The following is a 15,702-nucleotide window of genomic DNA, read 5'->3' as shown; positions in this document are numbered from 1 at the left end:
CGATGATTAATCGCGTACCCGGACAATCAGTTTCCCGCGTACTTTTCGTGTTTGCAGTTGCTCAAGCCCGTCTTTTAATCGTTCAAACGGTAAGACGTCCGTGACGAGGTCGTTCAGTTCGCCGGCCTCGAGTAATTTCATCAATTCCTCCGCCATATATGCCAAGTTGCGAATGGCGCGCTCGTCCTCACTCGCATGGGCCGCACCGAGGGCGACTTCATGAATGGACGGTGAGAGCGTAAACCCTTTCACGTTCGACGTATCCGGCGGACCGGCGATATAGGCGAGCTGTCCGCTGAAGGCGAGCCGGTCGAGGTCGGCTGTCGCGACGTCACGACCGACTGTGTTCAAGATGAGGTCGACGCCGCGCCCGTCCGTTTCTTCCATGACCCGCGTCGTCACGTCTTCCGTGTTATAGTCGATGACCACATCGGCACCGAGTTCTTTTACCCAGTCCACGTTTTCCGGGGACGCCGTCGTGAACACGGTGAGTCCAAGTTTCTTCGCAAGTTGAATCGCATATCCGCCGACCCCGCCTGCTCCGGCGTGGACGAGAATCGTCTCTTTGTCACGCGTGTTCAACTTCTGCATGACCGCCTCATATGCCGTCATCCCGGCACAAAGGATAGCTGCAGCGGCCTCGTCGCTCACGTCTGGCGGGACGACGGCACAGGCGCGCGCGTCGACGACCGCGTACTCGGCGAAGCCACCGTTCTTCCCGAGGCTTGTATGGACGGCAACACGTGAACCGGTGATGATATTGGCGATGCTCGAGCCGACTTCAACGACTTCCCCGACGAGATCGACCCCGAGGATGTGTGGGTACGACCAGCTCGGGTTGCCGTTCGTGCCGACTTTATAGTCGACTGGGTTCAGGGCGACCGCTTCGACTTTGATGAGCAGTTCACCCGCTTCCGGTATCGGTCGTTCCGTCTCACCGAGATGTAAATGTTCGAGTCCTGGTTGATCGAGTAACCATGCTTTCATAATCAATCCGCTCCCTTCGAAACAACGTTCATGACGTCCTATACGTGTTACCCCGTTCTAAAAAAGTCCAATCTTTACATTTTGATTTCGAGAATTGCCTCAATCTCTTCTTCAATCTCTTTATTTACTAAGAGAGAACGCTTCTTTCTCAATTCGAGATCCATCTCTTGATCAATGAAATGATTTGTATGTGTGTCAAAACAATTAAAACAAATCGAGTAAAAGTCTTTTTGGTCTTGCTTCAAGAAATCAAATTCCCACGTCTCAAGTTCCAAGTAACTTACTTTATCCTTCGTTTCTGTTCCACATACTTCACAAGTCGTTTTCATTCTACATACCTCCTTTTACGCATCCATCTGTTCTTTATTCCTTAGCTGACGGTCTTTCAGTCGCTTTAAACGGCCATGATATTTCATGATATTCGCTTGCGATTGTTTGGCTTCTTCGCTTGTAGGTTCTAAGTTGGCGATATCCCAGTATTTAACGACTACATCTAACACTTGATCAAAGTATTGTAATGGTCCATAGTTCGCATCAATGGCGATGGTCTTCATTCGCTCGTTAAAGTCTGGCATAACGGCACCTGGCATCGAGAAGTTGATAATCACATTCTCAAAATACACAATGAAATTCGGATCCAGTTCGAGGTGTGCTTTCACCGTGTCGCGATAGAATGCATAATGAAGCGCTTCATCTTTCGCTAAACGTCGAAGTAATGTGGCTAAATCTTTGTCGTGAGCTCCCGCTATTCTCGCTACGTTGTTATAAAAAACGAGAGTAGCTAACTCTTGCAGTGATGTATACGCCATCGTAGCTAGTGGATTCGTGAAATCTGGGAACCAGCCACTTTCCACGACTCGTTTTCTTAACTCATGCAATCGGGTCGGATTGACGTTTCGGGTCACCAATAAATATGTTTCAAGTAAGTTGGAGTGCTGGTCTTCTTCAGCCGTCCAAGTACGTACGAAATCGTTGATGACTTCCATTGAATTTTTAAATGTATAATCCAAATGCGACGTATACCAAGGTAAGTTCACTTCGGTAAGTAATGCTGTTTCTACCGCAATAATGACCCCTTCTGGAAGCGTGACTTGACTCTCATCCCAAGGCACGCGTTTAAAAGACATGGCCTTGTCCCATGGAATGAACTCGTGATAGCTCCAATCAATATTTGCAGAGCGTTCTTTATGTAGTCGATATAATTCTTGAATGCGCGGCTCTAACCGTAAATCCAAATCTGAATTTAACATGATCTACTCTCCTTCATTTGTTTGTTTAACTTTAAATCATTTGAATTTTTTAAACAATTTTTAAGGCGTGCGCGTCAAGCAAATTCTTCAAGAAGTCTTCCATCACCGCAACGTCATGACGTCCTCGATCTTTTGACGGGCGATCAAGTTGGTCATAAAAAATCCACCTCGATGAATAGACAGGTCTAACCATCGAGGTGGATTTCAATCCGAAGAAGCGTTTGTCATGCTGCAAATAGACTGATGAGGTTGCCGTCCGGGTCGATGACGATGGCATATCGTTGCCCCCAGAATGCATCCCACGGTTCACGGTGCGAGGTATAGCCATGTTGCACGATGGCTTCATAGCAAGCATCCAACGCCTCCCGACTGTCACACAAGAAGGCGAGTTCGATCCGATGTCCTGTCGCCTGTTTCCATTCCCCATACACCGACTCGGCCACGTCGACCGTGTCAAACGCGAGCCGTACGCTGCCGTCATTCACTTCGACGTGCGCTTCCCCATCCATCGCTTCCGGGATCGATAAACCGAGCAGACGATAAAAATCGAGCGCCCGTTTCATATCTTCGACGACGATGCCGACCATATCTAGCTTGATGCCCATGTAGTCACCTCATTTTTCAAGTTGATGGTACTATAAAAAGTGTAGCACTTCACCTTACCGTTGAAACGAGGAAATTTCCATGACGTATCACTTTTCCATCCTGACCCAATCCCAAGCCGAAACGATCGCCTACACGTGGCATTACGACGGCGCGTATGCGTTTTACGATCTAGAGGCCGATGCAGACGATTTGGCTGAGTTTTTAGATGCGAATCAGCGTGGCCAGTCGGTGTTCGCCATCACGTCTGACTCCGAACTCATCGGTTTCGTTAGCATTTCGCAAACAGATGCTCTGACGGTCGATATCGGTCTCGGGATGAGGCCCGATTTGACCGGGAACGGAAACGGACGGGCGTTCCTCATATCGATTCTCGACTTCATCGAGACGACGTACGCGCCGCGTCGCATTACGCTCGCCGTCGCCGCCTTCAATGAACGAGCGCTTCGCTTATATGAAGCATGCGGCTTCAGACAGAGTGGAGCGTTTCAACAACCGACGAACGGGAGTGTGTATGATTTTGTCCGAATGGAACGAAAAGAAAGTCCTCAGAACGTTTGATTTCTGAGGACTTTTCCTATGCGAACTGTTTCTTTTGGATGTATGACAAGCCGAGTGCCACGATCAAGATGGCGCCTTTGACGATGTCTTGGGCGTAATACGGCACGTCCCACATCGTCAGTCCGTTCAACAAGATGCCAATTAAGATGGCACCAATTAACGTGCCGACGACGTTCGGGCGGCCCGTCCCGAAGACGGCGTAGCCGATATATGCGGCCGCGACGGCGTCCATAAGGAGCGGGGCCCCGGCCGACACTTGTCCTGTGCCAATGCGCGACGCCAGGATGATGCCGCCAATCGCGGCGAATAGTCCGCTTAGCACGTAAGCGTACAGCTTGATTCGGTTGACGGCGATACCGGAACGACGGGCCGCCTCGACGTTCGAGCCGACATAATAGAACTCACGCCCCGTCTTCGAATACGTCAAGAACAGATGCGCCCCGGCGAAGAAGAGAATCATCAAGATGGCGACGAACGGAACGGGACCGATCGAGCCTTGACCGATGAAGAGGAACGACGGGATGAACCGACCCGGCGCCGTTCCTCCGTCAATCGGCATGTTGTCATAAATCGAGAACCCTTTCGTGTACGTCAATTGGACGCCGTTGATGACGTACATGATGGCGAGTGTCGCGAGCAAGTCCGGCAGTCGAAACTTGATCGTCACAAGGGCATTCAACAGCCCGACGAGCACGCCGAGCACGACTGGGACAAGTAGCGCCACGAGCAGTTCTTGACTATGTAACACGAGGCTCGCAGCTGCGCCAACCGTCGCGAGACTTGCCGTCGAGCCGACCGATAAATCGAATCCGCCGACGATGAGCGAGAACGTCACCCCGAGCGCGAGCAGGGATACGATTGAGACGGATTTGATGATATCGCTGAAGTTCGCATACGTGAGGAACTGGTCATTTGTCACGCCGAAGACGGCAATGAGGGCGACAATTGCGAATAACGTCCCGTATTGTCCGATTCCCGTGAATCGTTTCGCCTTCTGTTTGAGTACGAGTTGGGCCATATCATGCCCCTCCTTTCTGTTGCCAGCGACCGCGATCGAGCCAGAGCGTCCGGTTGGCGACGAGTTCGAGTTCGTGCGCTTCACTCGACGTGAAGATGACCGTTTTGCCTTGTTTGGCCAGTCGTGTCACGAGTTCATAAATATCCCGTTTCGCCGTCACATCGACGCCTTTCGTCGGCTCGTCGAGTAAATAGACGTCGCGGTCTTCAAACAACCATTTGCTGAGGACGACTTTTTGTTGATTGCCGCCGCTCAATTCTCGGACCGGCTGTCGAACATCGGCATATTTGACACGTAGGGAGGACAAGACGCGTTGTAACCTCCCCGTCTCGCCTTCGACGACTAACGCGTTTCGTTCAATCGAGTCGTCAAGAAAGAGTCCTTGTTTGCGTCGTTCTTCCGGGACGAAGGCGAACCCCGCGCGGACCGCTTGTCGCGGGGAGTGGATTGTCGTCACGTTCCCGTCGAGCTCGATCTGTTGCTTCTTGTCTGATAAACCGAATAACGCCTCGACGAGCTCTGTTTTCCCGCTTCCCGTCACCCCGCCGATCCCGACGACTTCGCCTTTATAAGCGGTGAATGACAACTCGGTCCCAAACGCCGGTAACGTGAGCGTCGCTTTTAGTTGAACCTCGGCTGTCGGTATTGCCTTTTCCAACGCATCCCCAAGTACCGTCCCGCTCAATAATGTATGAACGTCTTCGGTCGACAACGGCTGGAACGGTCCTTCATAGACGAGTCGCCCGTCCCGGAGAAACGTCGTCGTCGTCGTGACGCGTGAGAGTTCCTCGGAACGGTGCGTGATGAGGAGGATGCCGACGCCGTCTTCTGCGAGCGACTGCAAGAGGGAAAGCAGTGCCGCCGCATCCTCCGTTGACAAAGCGGCCGTCGGTTCATCAAGCAAGAGATATGTCGCCTCGCTCGCAAGCGCCCGTGCGATTAAAATGCGTTGCTTGACGCTGAGCGGGTAATGCCCGCTCGGTTTCGTCACATCGATTGCGAGACCGACGCGTTTCAAATATGCCGTCGCCCGTTGCTTTAAGTCCTGCGGTTGAATCCGTTTGACCGTTTGCCACGGTACGACGTTCTCATAGACCGGTAAGTCGAGATAAAGCGCATCATCGACTTCTTGCGACACGGTGATGACCCCGCGTTGAATCGCTTCGGCCGGCGTGAAGACGACCGTTTCGCCATCGATGGAAATGGACCCAGACGACGGTGTCGTCGTGCCGTTCAATAGTTTGATTAACGTACTCTTCCCGGCTCCGTTCAAGCCGAGAAGTCCATGGACCTCGCCGCGACGAAGCCCGAACGTGACGTCTTCGAGCACTGTCACGTCCCCGTATTGTTTGGTGACGCGTTCAAGCCGAATCATCATTTCATCCAGTCAGACCAAGCCGCGTCCGAGGCGCCCCAGTTCGGTACGTATTGACCGAGGTCATCCATCGTCACTTTCTCGTCTGGCAAGACGTCTCGGTCGACTAAGTACGGGTCAATCGAGTGGATGGACGGTGTCTCTTCACCGGCTAGTTTTTGATAAGCGTAACGGACTTGGACACGTCCGATCTCAGCTGGATCGGTCGCTGCCGTCACTTTCCACGGGCTTGCGTCCTCTTGCATGAGCTGAAGGTCCTCGTCGCTCAAATCGATGCCGTAGACGGCAATCTCATCGCGTCCGGCTTGCTTGATGGCACGGCTCGCCCCTTTCGCGAATTCGTCCCACATCGCAAAGACGGCGTCAATCTCACCTTCCGGGTACTTCTTCAGGATGGCTTCCATCTGGCTCTGTGTGTCGAGCGCGGTGTTGTTCGTCGCCGAACCGAACTTGGCCACTTCTTCGATGCCTGGATAACGCTTCAAGAAGGCATCATAAATCGTATGGCGACGCTCCATCGGCGTGAAACCGCCGACCCAAATCGTGACGATTTTTCCTTCCCCGTCCAAATCTTCCGCGAGTGCCTTGAGCGAACGCCACGCGAGCGAATAGTCGTCTTGGTCGATGACCGTCACGCCTTCGTTCGTTAAATCGTTATCGAACGCGACGACTTTGATGCCTTTGTCGAGCGCGCGTTGGACGGGTTCTTTCAACGCATCGGCGCGTCCATGGTCAATTAAGATGACATCGACACCTTGCGTCGTCGCCGTGTCGACATAGCTCGCCATCTTCGAAAGATCGTTGTCGGCGTTATACACTTTCACGTTGCCGCCGAACGACTCGACTTGTTCGGTCACGCCGTTAATGTACTGCGACGAGAACGTCCCGATCGACATTTGCATGATGAGGGCGACGTCGATGTCTTTCGGCAATGTCCCGTTCGAGACGGACACCGGTTTCGTTTCCGGTGTCTTCTCGGCCGGTTTCGTCGTGGCTGCTTGTTCGTTCGTGCAACCGACGAGCGCCAAGACGAACGTGAAGAGTAAAATCAATAGTTTCTTAGACATGAATCGTTCCCCCTACATGATGTGTGATGGTCGTCTCGTTCGCTTCGAACACACCTGCCTCGGTGATGAGTCCTGTGATGAGTTCAGGCGGCGTGACATCGAACGCCGGATTGAAGACGGTGATGCCGACAGGTGCCGTCGGCTGGCCGCCGATATGTGTCACTTCGTTCGCAGTCCGTTCCTCGATTTCAATCGTATCGTCCGCGGACAAATCGAACGTCGAATGCGGCGCTGCGACATAGAACGGGATGCCGTAATGTTTGGCGAGCACGGCGAGTTGAAGTGTCCCAATTTTATTGGCGACGTGTCCCGTTCGCGTGATGCGGTCAGCTCCGACAATAATCGCGTCGACGCCCTTCGCTTGAATCGTCCAAGCGGCCATATTGTCCGTAATGAGCGTGACGTCGATATCCGCTTGGTCGAGCTCCCATACGGTGAGGCGTGCTCCTTGGAGAAGAGGACGGGTCTCACACGCGAACACGTTGAACGTGACGCCTTGCTCTTTCCCGACATAAAACGGGGCAAGGGCCGTGCCGTAACGCGACGTCGCGATGGCACCGGCGTTACAGATTGTTAAGACGTTCCCCCCTGCCGGTAACACCGTCAATGCATGCTCCCCGATCGCGCGATATGTGTCGACGTCTCGTTCATAAAGGGCAATGGCGCGTCGGTTTATTTCCCCGGCAATCTGTTCGAAGTCGTCCCCGACGTTCAATTCGAGGAGCGACTCAATCACGTTTTGTAGATTGACCGCCGTCGGCCGTGTCGCGATCAGACGGCGACCGACGATGTCAAGTCGCCGCGAGAAGTCGAGATCATCGACGAGACGTGACGCCTCTTTGGCTAGGACAAACGCCCCGAAATACGCGATGGCTGGGGCGCCGCGGACTTGAAGTGTCTCGATCGCGTGCTCTGCTTCTTCAAGCGTCTCGATTGTGACGTAACGCGCCTCATGCGGAAGGAGCGTCTGGTCCAAGATGACCAACTCATGGGTCGAGGCGTCAAAGCGAATGTTTTGTACCGTCATACGCGCACCCCCGATAACAGCGCGACGAGATCGTCGATCGAGTTGACGTCGCGGCGTTCTTTGATGAGGGCTGTACCGAGCGCGAGCGCATCGCGTTTCCGCTCGAGACGTGTCGCCTCAGGTAACGTCTCAAGATCCGCGACACCGGCAAGACCGATGGCTCGGCGAATGAGTTCACACCCAGCGTATCCAATCGTGTCGGTAAAGATTGTCGCAATCAAGTCGTCGACATATCCGTCCGTGTTGAACGGTTCGACGGCGTTCGTAAAGTTGTGGCGGAACGTCTTCTCAAACGTCTCCCATACCGTGAGGACGTCCGTGAATCGTTCGAACCGCTTGAGCGGATCGTGGAACGTCGCGAGCGTTAAATGCGCGATAATCTGTCCGACGTCAAAGCCGAACGGTCCGTAAAAGGCGAACTCTGGATCGATGATTTTCGTCTCCTGCGTCGTCGCAAAAATGCTTCCAGTATGTAAGTCGCCGTGAAGGAGCGCTTCATGCTTCGTGACGAACCCGACCTTCAGTTTCGCCACTTCGACTTTGAGCGCCTTGTCTTGCCAGAGGCGCTCGACGTCAGGACGCAGTGCCGCCTCAATATTGTTCGACTCGGCGTCTTTATACGGATCGGTAAAGATAAGCTTTTCTGTGATATCGCAGAGCTCGGGATTGTAATACTCCCGCTCTTTCCGTTTTTTCTCAATCGGGCCGGCCGCGTAGTCGGACGTGGCGAACAACGTCTCTCCTAAAAACTCCCCAACGTGGCGGGCAAGTTCAGGATACGTCTTCCCTTCGAGGTAACCGGTGCGGACGATATCATAAACGGATAAATCTTCTAAAATCGTGTAAGCGAGCGTCCGGTCGCTCCCGAGTACGCTCGGCACGAAACGTGGTACGACTTCTGTGAACTGGCGCAAAGCGAGCTGCTCGATCCATGCCCGTTCGAGCGTGAGCGGCCAACTCTCCCCGACGACTTTCGCATATGGAAGCGCTTGTTTGACGATGAGACTCGTCTCGCCTTGTCGGATGCGGAAAACGAGGTTTAAGTTTCCATCCCCGATTTCCTCGCATTGTGCGATACCCCCTTCTTCAATCAGTCCAAGTGCCCGGACGTGGTCGACGACTGTCTGTTCAGTAAATGGTTGATACGCCATATCTATTTCCCCTTTCGATAATCTCCACAAAAAAAGCCCCTTTCTCCGCGAGAAAGAGGCACAGCCAAATTGGTTGTTCCTCTCATCTTTCAGACATTCGTCTGGTGGATGTAGCACCGTGCCGTACTGGTCGGTTGCTGCGGCGTCATCGGGCCAATTCCCTCTGCCAACTCGCGATAAGAGTGTGTTATTCGATTTTCGTGACTATGAGCTGAATATTACGGAGTCGACACTATGGTTGTCAACGTTGTTTTTTTGCCCTACAAGCGACTTTTCGTTTGCATATATGGAAAGAAATTTCAAAAATAAAATTTTTCAAAAAAAGGAATTGACGCTGTGACGAATCTATGCAAAAATTCAATTAAATTTCACAACTTCAAATCATATTCTTATCAAGAGCAGACGGAGGGACAAGCCCGATGATGTCGCAGCAACCGACCCGCATGGGCACGGTGCTAATTCTTGCAGCAGACGCTGAGAGATAAGAGTTCATTTTTTACGATGACCTCTTGCCTCGGCATGGGGTCATTTTTTGTTTGACCGGAAGGAGGAAGACGATGGGCATCACAGCCACCTATGAAATCAAACGTACCGAACACGTCGCGCACGTCGCCGAGAAGATCGCACTCGAGCTGACCGTCGGCACGTGGACGGACTTGCCACACTTAGAACAAGAACAGTTACAAGCGTATCGCGCCGAGGTTGTCTCGACGTCACACACGGAAACGACGAGTCGCTTCACGATACGTTATCCGCTCCATAACGTCAGCACGGACTTTTCCTCAATCCTGACGACGACGTTCGGAAAGCTATCACTCGACGACTCGGTCCGTCTCGTCGACCTCGACTTACCCGAAACCATCCGCGACGCGTTTCCGGGTGCCAAGTTCGGCGTGGAAGGCGTTCGTGAGTTACTCGGCGTCTACGACCGACCACTCGTCATGAGCATCTTCAAAGGCGTCATCGGACGAGACTTGACCTTTTTGGAAGCGCAGCTCCGTGACCAACTCGCAGGCGGCATCGATATCGTCAAAGACGATGAGATTTTATATGACAATCCGCTCACGCCTTCACTCGAACGGGCACGGATTGGTCGCATCGTGTTGGACGACCATTACAAGACGACGGGGAGGCGCGCCTTGTATGCCATTACGCTAAGCGGACCGGTATTCACGTTACGTGACCAAGCGCTACGCTTGATTGACGCCGGGGCAACGGCCCTTCTCTTCAACGTCTATACATATGGACTTGATGCGCTACGTGAACTTTCGAAAGATCCGGACGTCAACGTGCCGATTTTAGCGCACCCGGCGTTCGCCGGTGCCTTGACCGGTTCAATCAATCACTCGCTTCTACTCGGTACGTTCATTCGTCTCGCGGGTGCCGACTTGACGCTCTTCCCTTCACCGTACGGGTCGCTTGCGACGCCGCGTGATGAGGCACTCCTCATCCGCGACATCAGTGCGAAACCGAGCGCAAGAAAACCGATCCTACCGGTCCCGTCGGCCGGAATTCATCCAGGACTCGTTCCCGACATCATCCGTGATTTCGGAACCGATGTCGTCATCAATGCAGGCGGCGGCATCCATGGGCATCCAGAAGGCGCAGCTGCCGGAGCGCGTGCGTTCCGACAAGCCATCGCCCACGCGCTCGGGACAAGTGAAGGCGAGGCAGTCGAGCTTGAGACCGCCTTGAAAGCGTGGACGACCCGATGACGGTCCATATTCTCTGCGACTTTGACGGAACCATCACGGCCGAGGACAACATCATCGCCTTGATGAAGGCGTTCGCCCCTCCCGAATGGGTCGAGCTGAAAGACGCCATCCTCACCCAAGACATCTCGATTCGCTCCGGCGTCGGTCAACTATTCGATTTGTTGCCGAGTAGCGGGCGTACCGCATATCGAGACTATTTGGTGGAACGCATCGCGTTACGCCCTGGGTTTTCTGCTTTTTTGACCGAAGTGGATCAAAACGGATGGCACTTTGATGTCGTCAGCGGCGGGATGGACTTCTTCGTCCACCCGATTTTAGACGGCCTCGTCGGTTCCGAACATATTTACTGCAACGTCGCCGACTTCTCAGGCGAGACCGTGACCGTCACGTGGCCACACGCGTGTGACACGCAGTGCACGAACGAGTGCGGTTGCTGTAAACCGACGATCGCTCGCCGCATCGTCGATTCCAATGACCGGTTGATCGTCATCGGGGATTCGGTGACCGATTTCGAGATTGCGAAGCGTGCGGACTTCGTCTATGCCCGTGGACAACTCATTACGCTCTGTGAGGCTGAAGCCATCCCGTTCGCCCCGTTCGAGACGTTCCATGACATTACCCATCATTTGCAGGAGGTGTCCGTATGAGCGTGACCGACCGTTGGCTTGAACTGGCCGACATTAAAGACGAGCTCGCCGCCCGCGACTGGTTCCCCGGAACGAGCGGAAACTTGGCGATTCGCGTCGAAGAGGAGCCGCTCACCTTTTTAGTCACTGCGAGCGGACGTGACAAGCGAAAACGCACGCCAGAAGATTTCGTCCTCGTCGATGCGTCCGGGCACTTGATCGGAGCACAGAACGGTAAGCCCTCCGCTGAGACGCTCCTGCATGTCGAAGTATTTAACCGGACGCAGGCGACATGCTCGCTTCATGTCCATACGATTGACAACAACGTCATCTCCGAGCTTTATGCCGCCCGTGGCGAAGTCGCCTTCACCGGTCAAGAAATCATCAAGGCGCTCGGTTATTGGGAAGAAGATGCTGTCGTCCGTGTCCCAATCATCGAGAACCATGCCGACATCCCGACGCTCGCCGCGGCGTTCGCCCCTCATGTCCGTTCCAATGCGGGTGCCGTCTTGATCCGCAACCATGGCATCACCGTCTGGGGCGAGACACCCGCGGCAGCGAAACGCTATTTAGAAGCCTATGAGTTTTTGTTCAGCTACACGTTAAAATTACACGCCTTAGGCGTCCATTCATAAGGAGGAACCATCCATGGCCACAATCTATTTCCAACAATCTGAAGAACGTTACGTCGACCAAACTGAAGTGAGCGCGTTTTTGGAGTCACGCGGCATTCTATATGAACAGTGGGACATCAACAAGCTCCCAGTAAACCTGCAAGAGAACTACCAGTTGACGGATGAGGACAAACAGGCGATTCTCGCGACGTTCCATGACGAGATTAAAGACGTATCGGAACGCCGTGGCTATGAGACGGCCGACGTCATCTCGTTGTCAGAGGCGACACCGAACTTGGACGAACTGCTCGTCAACTTCCAAAAAGAACACCATCACACGGATGACGAAGTCCGCTTCATCGTGAGCGGTCACGGGATTTTCGCAATCGATGACGCCGAGCGTGGCTACTTCAACATCGAACTGAACCCAGGCGACCTCATCTCGGTGCCGGTGAACACACGCCACTATTTCACGCTCCAAGACGACCGCAAAGTCGTCGCCGTCCGAATCTTCGTGACGACGGAAGGCTGGGTGCCGATTTACGAGAAAGAAAACGTAAACGCATAATAAAGAAGCGGACGAATCACTCGTCCGCTTCTTTATTTGGCTTCACGCTCAGCCAATCGTTCCCTTGCCGACTCGCGCATCTTCGAGACATCGACCTCACCAATTGCTTTTCCTAATCCACGCGTCGGAAGATTCACGTACATCGATTCGTAGTTTTTCACTTCGTATGTCTCGTGAAAAATTCCGACGACTTCACTTGACCGTGCTTTTTGATTGAACGCTTTCCATGCTTTCATATGCTGATTGTTGTGAGCGTATTGAAGTAACTGTTCGCTCGAACGCCAATATTGAATGAGCGTAACCGAACGCCATCCGATGCTCGTCTAATGTGACAGGAACCCTAAATCCGAATGGGCATACAGCTCTTTCAACATGCCTGGCATGGCGTTGAACGTGGGCCACCACTTTCGAATCGAGCGCAACCGGTTCACTCGGATTCCGATGACAAATACGACGACGTCTTCATTCGGTACGGCCATCTTCCGTTTCATCGTCTGTTCCCCCTTCAATCATCCGCACTGTCCGTTCACACCATTCGATGAGGGCACGGGTCTGAGTCTTTCCATAGTCAAGCGTCATCAGCCAATACATCGCGTCCGGTGACTGGGTTTCGCTCGAGCGAATCATCGTCTCAATCGCTTCATACGTCTCCAATCGTCCACGTAATAACGCTTCATGATGGGTAATCTTTTCAATCGTTTCTTCTAAAGGTTCGTGTCTCGCAAAGAACAGTTTAAGCAACAGTTCATTTCGTTGAACCGGTAGTTCTGCCGGCTTCTCCTCGAGCCAACGACGTAACTCTGTCTCGCCTGACTCGGTCAGTTCATACGCTTTTCGATCGTCTTCTTCATTTGACAGTACAATCAGCCCGTCTTGTTCTAACGCTTTTAACGTCGGATAAACTTGCCCGAAGCTAATTTTCCAAAAGTGGTTTAAGCTGTGATCAATCATCTGCTTCATCTCATAACCGGTTCGGCAAGATGTCGTCAATAATCCTAACAGAGCATATCGTGTCGAGTTTTCGCGTGGCATCCGTCATCTCCTATATCAAAAAGATACTATCTATTTGATATATACCCGATCATGAAACGATCAAACAAAAAACATGTGCCTCCGAAGAGACACATGTTGACTCAATGCTTGACCGCCGACGGTTTCGAAGAGAACCAACCCCAAAGGGCAATGGCGACCATGACCGACCAGAAGAATAGCGTCCAACCGGTCGAATGGACGAACCCGTGCGGGAGTCCGATGAACTCGATGGGCGTTCCTTCGATTAATCGTTTGAAGCCTTCGTGTTCCAAAACGAGAACCGTCAGCTTCACCCCGACCCAACCGACGATGATAAAAGCCGCTGTCTCAAGCGTCGGCCGTTGGTGCAAGAGTTTCACAAAAATCCGAGCTGCGAAACGCATTAAGACGACGCCGATGAGTCCACCGAGCAACACGACAAAGAATTGTCCAGAGTCGATCCCACCGATCTCACCGAGACCGAGCGCCGGAAGACTGACCGCGAGCGCGACCGCCGCCAAAATCGAATCGACCGCGAAGGCGATGTCCGCGAATTCGACTTTTGCGACCGTCCACCAAAACTCTTTACGTGAGACGGGCTTTTCTGTCACGGCCGTCTCCGCTTTCGCTTCTGCGGCCAAGTCTTGATGCGGCGCCGTATGACGCACCTTATACGTCATATACAAGTGTCTCGCGCTCATCCCAATCAAATAAAGGGCACCGAGCGCCTGCACTTGCCAAACGTTGATTAAAAATGAAATCAGGAACAGCGCGAGGAAGCGGAATACGAACGCTCCAAGTAAGCCGTAGAACAATGCTTTCTTTTGTTCCGTACGCGGCAAGTGTTTGACCATGACGGCCAAGACGAGCGCATTGTCTGCAGATAATAGCCCTTCAAGACCGACGAGGACGACGACGATCCAAGCATACTGCAGAATTAACTGCCAATCCATGTAAATCCATCTCCTTTTAATTGTGTTCCTTCATATTTAATAGTGACTGTTTTTTTAAGTTCACGAGAACATTCTATTCCGATTTCTTTTCAAAAGCAATCGTTATTTTTTCAGACTATGAAGTTTCTCACAAAAAACAGTTTCAAAGCATGTTAATAGAGCAAATTGGTACCCGGTTCACATACGTTTCGTGATAAAATCCTAACAAGAACGAGTGGTGGCATTCCACCCTCTCAAAAAGGAGAATCCGATTATGTCTACAAGCCATGTCGCTTTACCTACTAAAGCAGAACGACATAAATTATTCGGTTCGGTCCCACCAATTAAAGGAACGAAACCGACAGAGAAAGATAAGATGGTCGATTTGCAAAATACACCGAAGAACTTTTTGTTCGCGCTTGACAGCGTCGGCATCTCAAACGTGAAACACCCTGTCAATATTGATACGCCAAACGGGATTCAAGCGACGGTCGCAACGTTCGAATTGACGACGTCCCTCGTCCAAGACCGAAAAGGCATCAACATGTCGCGCCTTACTGAGCAACTTGACGCGTACCATAACCAAGGTTGGACCGTCTCGAACGCGTCGCTCATCGAGTTCGCACAAGAACTTGCCGAGCGAATGGAACAGACAGAAGGGCAACTCACAATCCGCTACCCGTGGTTCTTCAGCCGGAAAGCACCAGCGACCGGCCTCAGCGGTCTTATGAACGCGGACGTCATGCATCGTGTGTCGTATAACCTTGAAACCGGTACAGCGAGCGTCACGGTCGGGCTCGTCATCAACGTGACAACGCTTTGCCCATGCTCAAAAGAAATTAGTGAATATAGCGCCCACAATCAGCGTGGCTACATCACAATCGAGGCTGGCCTCGACGAGACGTCGCTCGACGGTTTCGACTGGCGCGTCGCGTTGCTCGATGCAGCCGAATCGAACGCCTCTGCCCCGCTCCACCCGGTCCTCAAACGTCCGGATGAGAAACGTGCGACAGAAATCGCGTACGAAAACCCACGCTTCGTAGAAGACATGGTCCGTTTAATCGCGGCTGACTTGTACGAGATGAAGCAAGTCGTCAACTTCTTCGTCGAATGCCGAAACGAAGAATCGATTCACCAACACGACGCGATCGCCTCAATCACGTTTGATAAACGCGACAACTAAAAAGAGTGAAGCCG

At 52.6% G+C, this 15,702-nt stretch carries 17 protein-coding genes, 1 pseudogene and 2 riboswitches; of the genes and pseudogenes, 6 read left to right on the top strand and 12 right to left on the bottom strand.

All coding sequences use genetic code 11. The annotated features are described in order from the left end of the window. Window positions 1-6: 6 nt before the first annotated feature. The 4 genes from KNP92_RS00840 to KNP92_RS00825 form a co-directional block, all read right to left on the bottom strand. Window positions 7-987, bottom strand: coding sequence for a zinc-binding dehydrogenase (locus KNP92_RS00840; RefSeq protein WP_214835534.1), 981 nt, complete (start codon window positions 985-987; stop codon window positions 7-9). A 74-nt stretch (window positions 988-1,061) separates the two neighbouring features. Then, window positions 1,062-1,316 carry a hypothetical protein gene (locus KNP92_RS00835; RefSeq protein WP_214835532.1) on the bottom strand — a complete coding sequence of 85 codons (255 nt, stop codon included), beginning with the start codon at window positions 1,314-1,316 and terminating at the stop codon, window positions 1,062-1,064. A 15-nt stretch (window positions 1,317-1,331) separates the two neighbouring features. Beyond that, the gene (locus KNP92_RS00830) at window positions 1,332-2,237 is read right to left on the bottom strand and encodes an acyl-ACP desaturase (RefSeq protein ID WP_214835530.1); all 906 of its coding nucleotides are present in this window, start codon (window positions 2,235-2,237) and stop codon (window positions 1,332-1,334) included. A 224-nt stretch (window positions 2,238-2,461) separates the two neighbouring features. Next, window positions 2,462-2,842, bottom strand: coding sequence for a VOC family protein (locus KNP92_RS00825; protein WP_214835528.1), 381 nt, complete (start codon window positions 2,840-2,842; stop codon window positions 2,462-2,464). A gap of 79 nt (window positions 2,843-2,921) precedes the next feature. Here KNP92_RS00825 and KNP92_RS00820 point away from each other — a divergent pair, with 79 nt between their 5' ends. After that, a complete protein-coding gene (locus KNP92_RS00820; protein WP_214835526.1) occupies window positions 2,922-3,401 on the top strand; it encodes a GNAT family N-acetyltransferase in 480 nt (159 codons plus the stop codon). Between the two features lie 16 nt (window positions 3,402-3,417). Here the strand turns inward: KNP92_RS00820 and KNP92_RS00815 are convergent, their stop codons facing one another. From KNP92_RS00815 to mtnK, 5 genes are read right to left on the bottom strand one after another with little or no spacing between them, the layout of a single operon-like run. Further along, window positions 3,418-4,419, bottom strand: a complete 1,002-nt coding sequence (locus KNP92_RS00815; protein WP_214835524.1) for an ABC transporter permease — start codon at window positions 4,417-4,419, stop codon at window positions 3,418-3,420. Window position 4,420: 1 nt separating this feature from the next. Further along, entirely contained in the window at window positions 4,421-5,794 is a 1,374-nt protein-coding gene (locus KNP92_RS00810; RefSeq protein ID WP_214835522.1) for a sugar ABC transporter ATP-binding protein, read from the bottom strand. Beyond that, window positions 5,794-6,861 (bottom strand): sugar ABC transporter substrate-binding protein, encoded by a 1,068-nt coding sequence (locus tag KNP92_RS00805; RefSeq protein WP_214835520.1) that lies wholly within the window; start codon window positions 6,859-6,861, stop codon window positions 5,794-5,796. The genes KNP92_RS00810 and KNP92_RS00805 overlap by 1 nt, the downstream gene beginning before the upstream one ends. Further along, window positions 6,854-7,888, bottom strand: coding sequence for an S-methyl-5-thioribose-1-phosphate isomerase (mtnA, locus tag KNP92_RS00800; protein WP_214835518.1), 1,035 nt, complete (start codon window positions 7,886-7,888; stop codon window positions 6,854-6,856). Before mtnA ends, KNP92_RS00805 begins: the two co-directional genes overlap by 8 nt. Beyond that, window positions 7,885-9,039: an S-methyl-5-thioribose kinase gene (mtnK, locus tag KNP92_RS00795; protein WP_214835516.1), complete on the bottom strand. Its 1,155-nt coding sequence runs from the start codon at window positions 9,037-9,039 to the stop codon at window positions 7,885-7,887. The genes mtnA and mtnK overlap by 4 nt, the downstream gene beginning before the upstream one ends. A gap of 79 nt (window positions 9,040-9,118) precedes the next feature. Continuing rightward, a riboswitch (SAM riboswitch) is annotated at window positions 9,119-9,222 on the bottom strand. A gap of 203 nt (window positions 9,223-9,425) precedes the next feature. Then, a riboswitch (SAM riboswitch) is annotated at window positions 9,426-9,527 on the top strand. 69 nt (window positions 9,528-9,596) lie between these two features. Here mtnK and KNP92_RS00790 point away from each other — a divergent pair. The 4 genes from KNP92_RS00790 to KNP92_RS00775 are packed head-to-tail and all read left to right on the top strand — an operon-like array spanning window position 9,597 to window position 12,562. After that, complete coding sequence (locus KNP92_RS00790; RefSeq protein ID WP_214835514.1) at window positions 9,597-10,754, top strand: 2,3-diketo-5-methylthiopentyl-1-phosphate enolase; 1,158 nt, start codon at window positions 9,597-9,599, stop codon at window positions 10,752-10,754. After that, the gene (locus KNP92_RS00785) at window positions 10,751-11,401 is read left to right on the top strand and encodes a 2-hydroxy-3-keto-5-methylthiopentenyl-1-phosphate phosphatase (RefSeq protein ID WP_214840140.1); all 651 of its coding nucleotides are present in this window, start codon (window positions 10,751-10,753) and stop codon (window positions 11,399-11,401) included. The genes KNP92_RS00790 and KNP92_RS00785 overlap by 4 nt, the downstream gene beginning before the upstream one ends. Beyond that, on the top strand, window positions 11,398-12,015 hold the full coding sequence (locus KNP92_RS00780; protein WP_214835512.1) for a methylthioribulose 1-phosphate dehydratase: 618 nt from the start codon (window positions 11,398-11,400) through the stop codon (window positions 12,013-12,015). The genes KNP92_RS00785 and KNP92_RS00780 overlap by 4 nt, the downstream gene beginning before the upstream one ends. 13 nt (window positions 12,016-12,028) lie before the next feature. After that, complete coding sequence (locus KNP92_RS00775; RefSeq protein ID WP_214835510.1) at window positions 12,029-12,562, top strand: 1,2-dihydroxy-3-keto-5-methylthiopentene dioxygenase; 534 nt, start codon at window positions 12,029-12,031, stop codon at window positions 12,560-12,562. A gap of 32 nt (window positions 12,563-12,594) precedes the next feature. On the opposite strand, the pseudogene KNP92_RS00770 reads toward KNP92_RS00775, so the two are convergent. The 3 genes and pseudogenes from KNP92_RS00770 to KNP92_RS00760 all read right to left on the bottom strand — a co-directional run bounded on the left by KNP92_RS00770 (window position 12,595) and on the right by KNP92_RS00760 (window position 14,526). Next, a pseudogene (locus KNP92_RS00770) lies at window positions 12,595-13,053 on the bottom strand (DUF4188 domain-containing protein). Continuing rightward, window positions 13,025-13,594 carry a PadR family transcriptional regulator gene (locus KNP92_RS00765; RefSeq protein WP_034806967.1) on the bottom strand — a complete coding sequence of 190 codons (570 nt, stop codon included), beginning with the start codon at window positions 13,592-13,594 and terminating at the stop codon, window positions 13,025-13,027. The pseudogene KNP92_RS00770 and the gene KNP92_RS00765 overlap by 29 nt, the downstream one beginning before the upstream one ends. Before the next feature lie 101 nt (window positions 13,595-13,695). Beyond that, on the bottom strand, window positions 13,696-14,526 hold the full coding sequence (locus KNP92_RS00760; RefSeq protein ID WP_214835508.1) for a TerC family protein: 831 nt from the start codon (window positions 14,524-14,526) through the stop codon (window positions 13,696-13,698). 253 nt (window positions 14,527-14,779) lie between these two features. Between KNP92_RS00760 and folE2 the strand changes: the two genes are divergently transcribed. Beyond that, window positions 14,780-15,688, top strand: a complete 909-nt coding sequence (gene folE2 / locus KNP92_RS00755; RefSeq protein WP_214835507.1) for a GTP cyclohydrolase FolE2 — start codon at window positions 14,780-14,782, stop codon at window positions 15,686-15,688. The last annotated feature ends 14 nt before the right edge of the window (window positions 15,689-15,702 follow it).

It is taken from the genome of Exiguobacterium sp. s122 (genome assembly GCF_018618475.1).
GTDB classification, from domain to species: domain Bacteria; phylum Bacillota; class Bacilli; order Exiguobacteriales; family Exiguobacteriaceae; genus Exiguobacterium; species Exiguobacterium himgiriensis.
Note: the sequence above shows the minus strand (reverse complement) of the source record. Positions and strands in the feature narration are given on the sequence as shown.

Excerpts from the sequence above, each read along its gene's own strand:
- KNP92_RS00825 (WP_214835528.1), bottom strand. The coding sequence starts at position 2,842 with ATGGGCATCAAGCTAGATATGGTCGGCATCGTCGTCGAAGATATGAAA.
- KNP92_RS00760 (WP_214835508.1), bottom strand. The coding sequence starts at position 14,526 with ATGGATTGGCAGTTAATTCTGCAGTATGCTTGGATCGTCGTCGTCCTC.
- KNP92_RS00830 (WP_214835530.1), bottom strand. The coding sequence starts at position 2,237 with ATGTTAAATTCAGATTTGGATTTACGGTTAGAGCCGCGCATTCAAGAA.
- KNP92_RS00765 (WP_034806967.1), bottom strand. The coding sequence starts at position 13,594 with ATGCCACGCGAAAACTCGACACGATATGCTCTGTTAGGATTATTGACG.
- KNP92_RS00820 (WP_214835526.1), top strand. The coding sequence starts at position 2,922 with ATGACGTATCACTTTTCCATCCTGACCCAATCCCAAGCCGAAACGATC.
- folE2 (WP_214835507.1), top strand. The coding sequence starts at position 14,780 with ATGTCTACAAGCCATGTCGCTTTACCTACTAAAGCAGAACGACATAAA.
- mtnK (WP_214835516.1), bottom strand. The coding sequence starts at position 9,039 with ATGGCGTATCAACCATTTACTGAACAGACAGTCGTCGACCACGTCCGG.
- mtnA (WP_214835518.1), bottom strand. The coding sequence starts at position 7,888 with ATGACGGTACAAAACATTCGCTTTGACGCCTCGACCCATGAGTTGGTC.
- KNP92_RS00785 (WP_214840140.1), top strand. The coding sequence starts at position 10,751 with ATGACGGTCCATATTCTCTGCGACTTTGACGGAACCATCACGGCCGAG.
- KNP92_RS00775 (WP_214835510.1), top strand. The coding sequence starts at position 12,029 with ATGGCCACAATCTATTTCCAACAATCTGAAGAACGTTACGTCGACCAA.
- KNP92_RS00790 (WP_214835514.1), top strand. The coding sequence starts at position 9,597 with ATGGGCATCACAGCCACCTATGAAATCAAACGTACCGAACACGTCGCG.
- KNP92_RS00815 (WP_214835524.1), bottom strand. The coding sequence starts at position 4,419 with ATGGCCCAACTCGTACTCAAACAGAAGGCGAAACGATTCACGGGAATC.
- KNP92_RS00810 (WP_214835522.1), bottom strand. The coding sequence starts at position 5,794 with ATGATTCGGCTTGAACGCGTCACCAAACAATACGGGGACGTGACAGTG.
- KNP92_RS00835 (WP_214835532.1), bottom strand. The coding sequence starts at position 1,316 with ATGAAAACGACTTGTGAAGTATGTGGAACAGAAACGAAGGATAAAGTA.
- KNP92_RS00780 (WP_214835512.1), top strand. The coding sequence starts at position 11,398 with ATGAGCGTGACCGACCGTTGGCTTGAACTGGCCGACATTAAAGACGAG.
- KNP92_RS00840 (WP_214835534.1), bottom strand. The coding sequence starts at position 987 with ATGAAAGCATGGTTACTCGATCAACCAGGACTCGAACATTTACATCTC.
- KNP92_RS00805 (WP_214835520.1), bottom strand. The coding sequence starts at position 6,861 with ATGTCTAAGAAACTATTGATTTTACTCTTCACGTTCGTCTTGGCGCTC.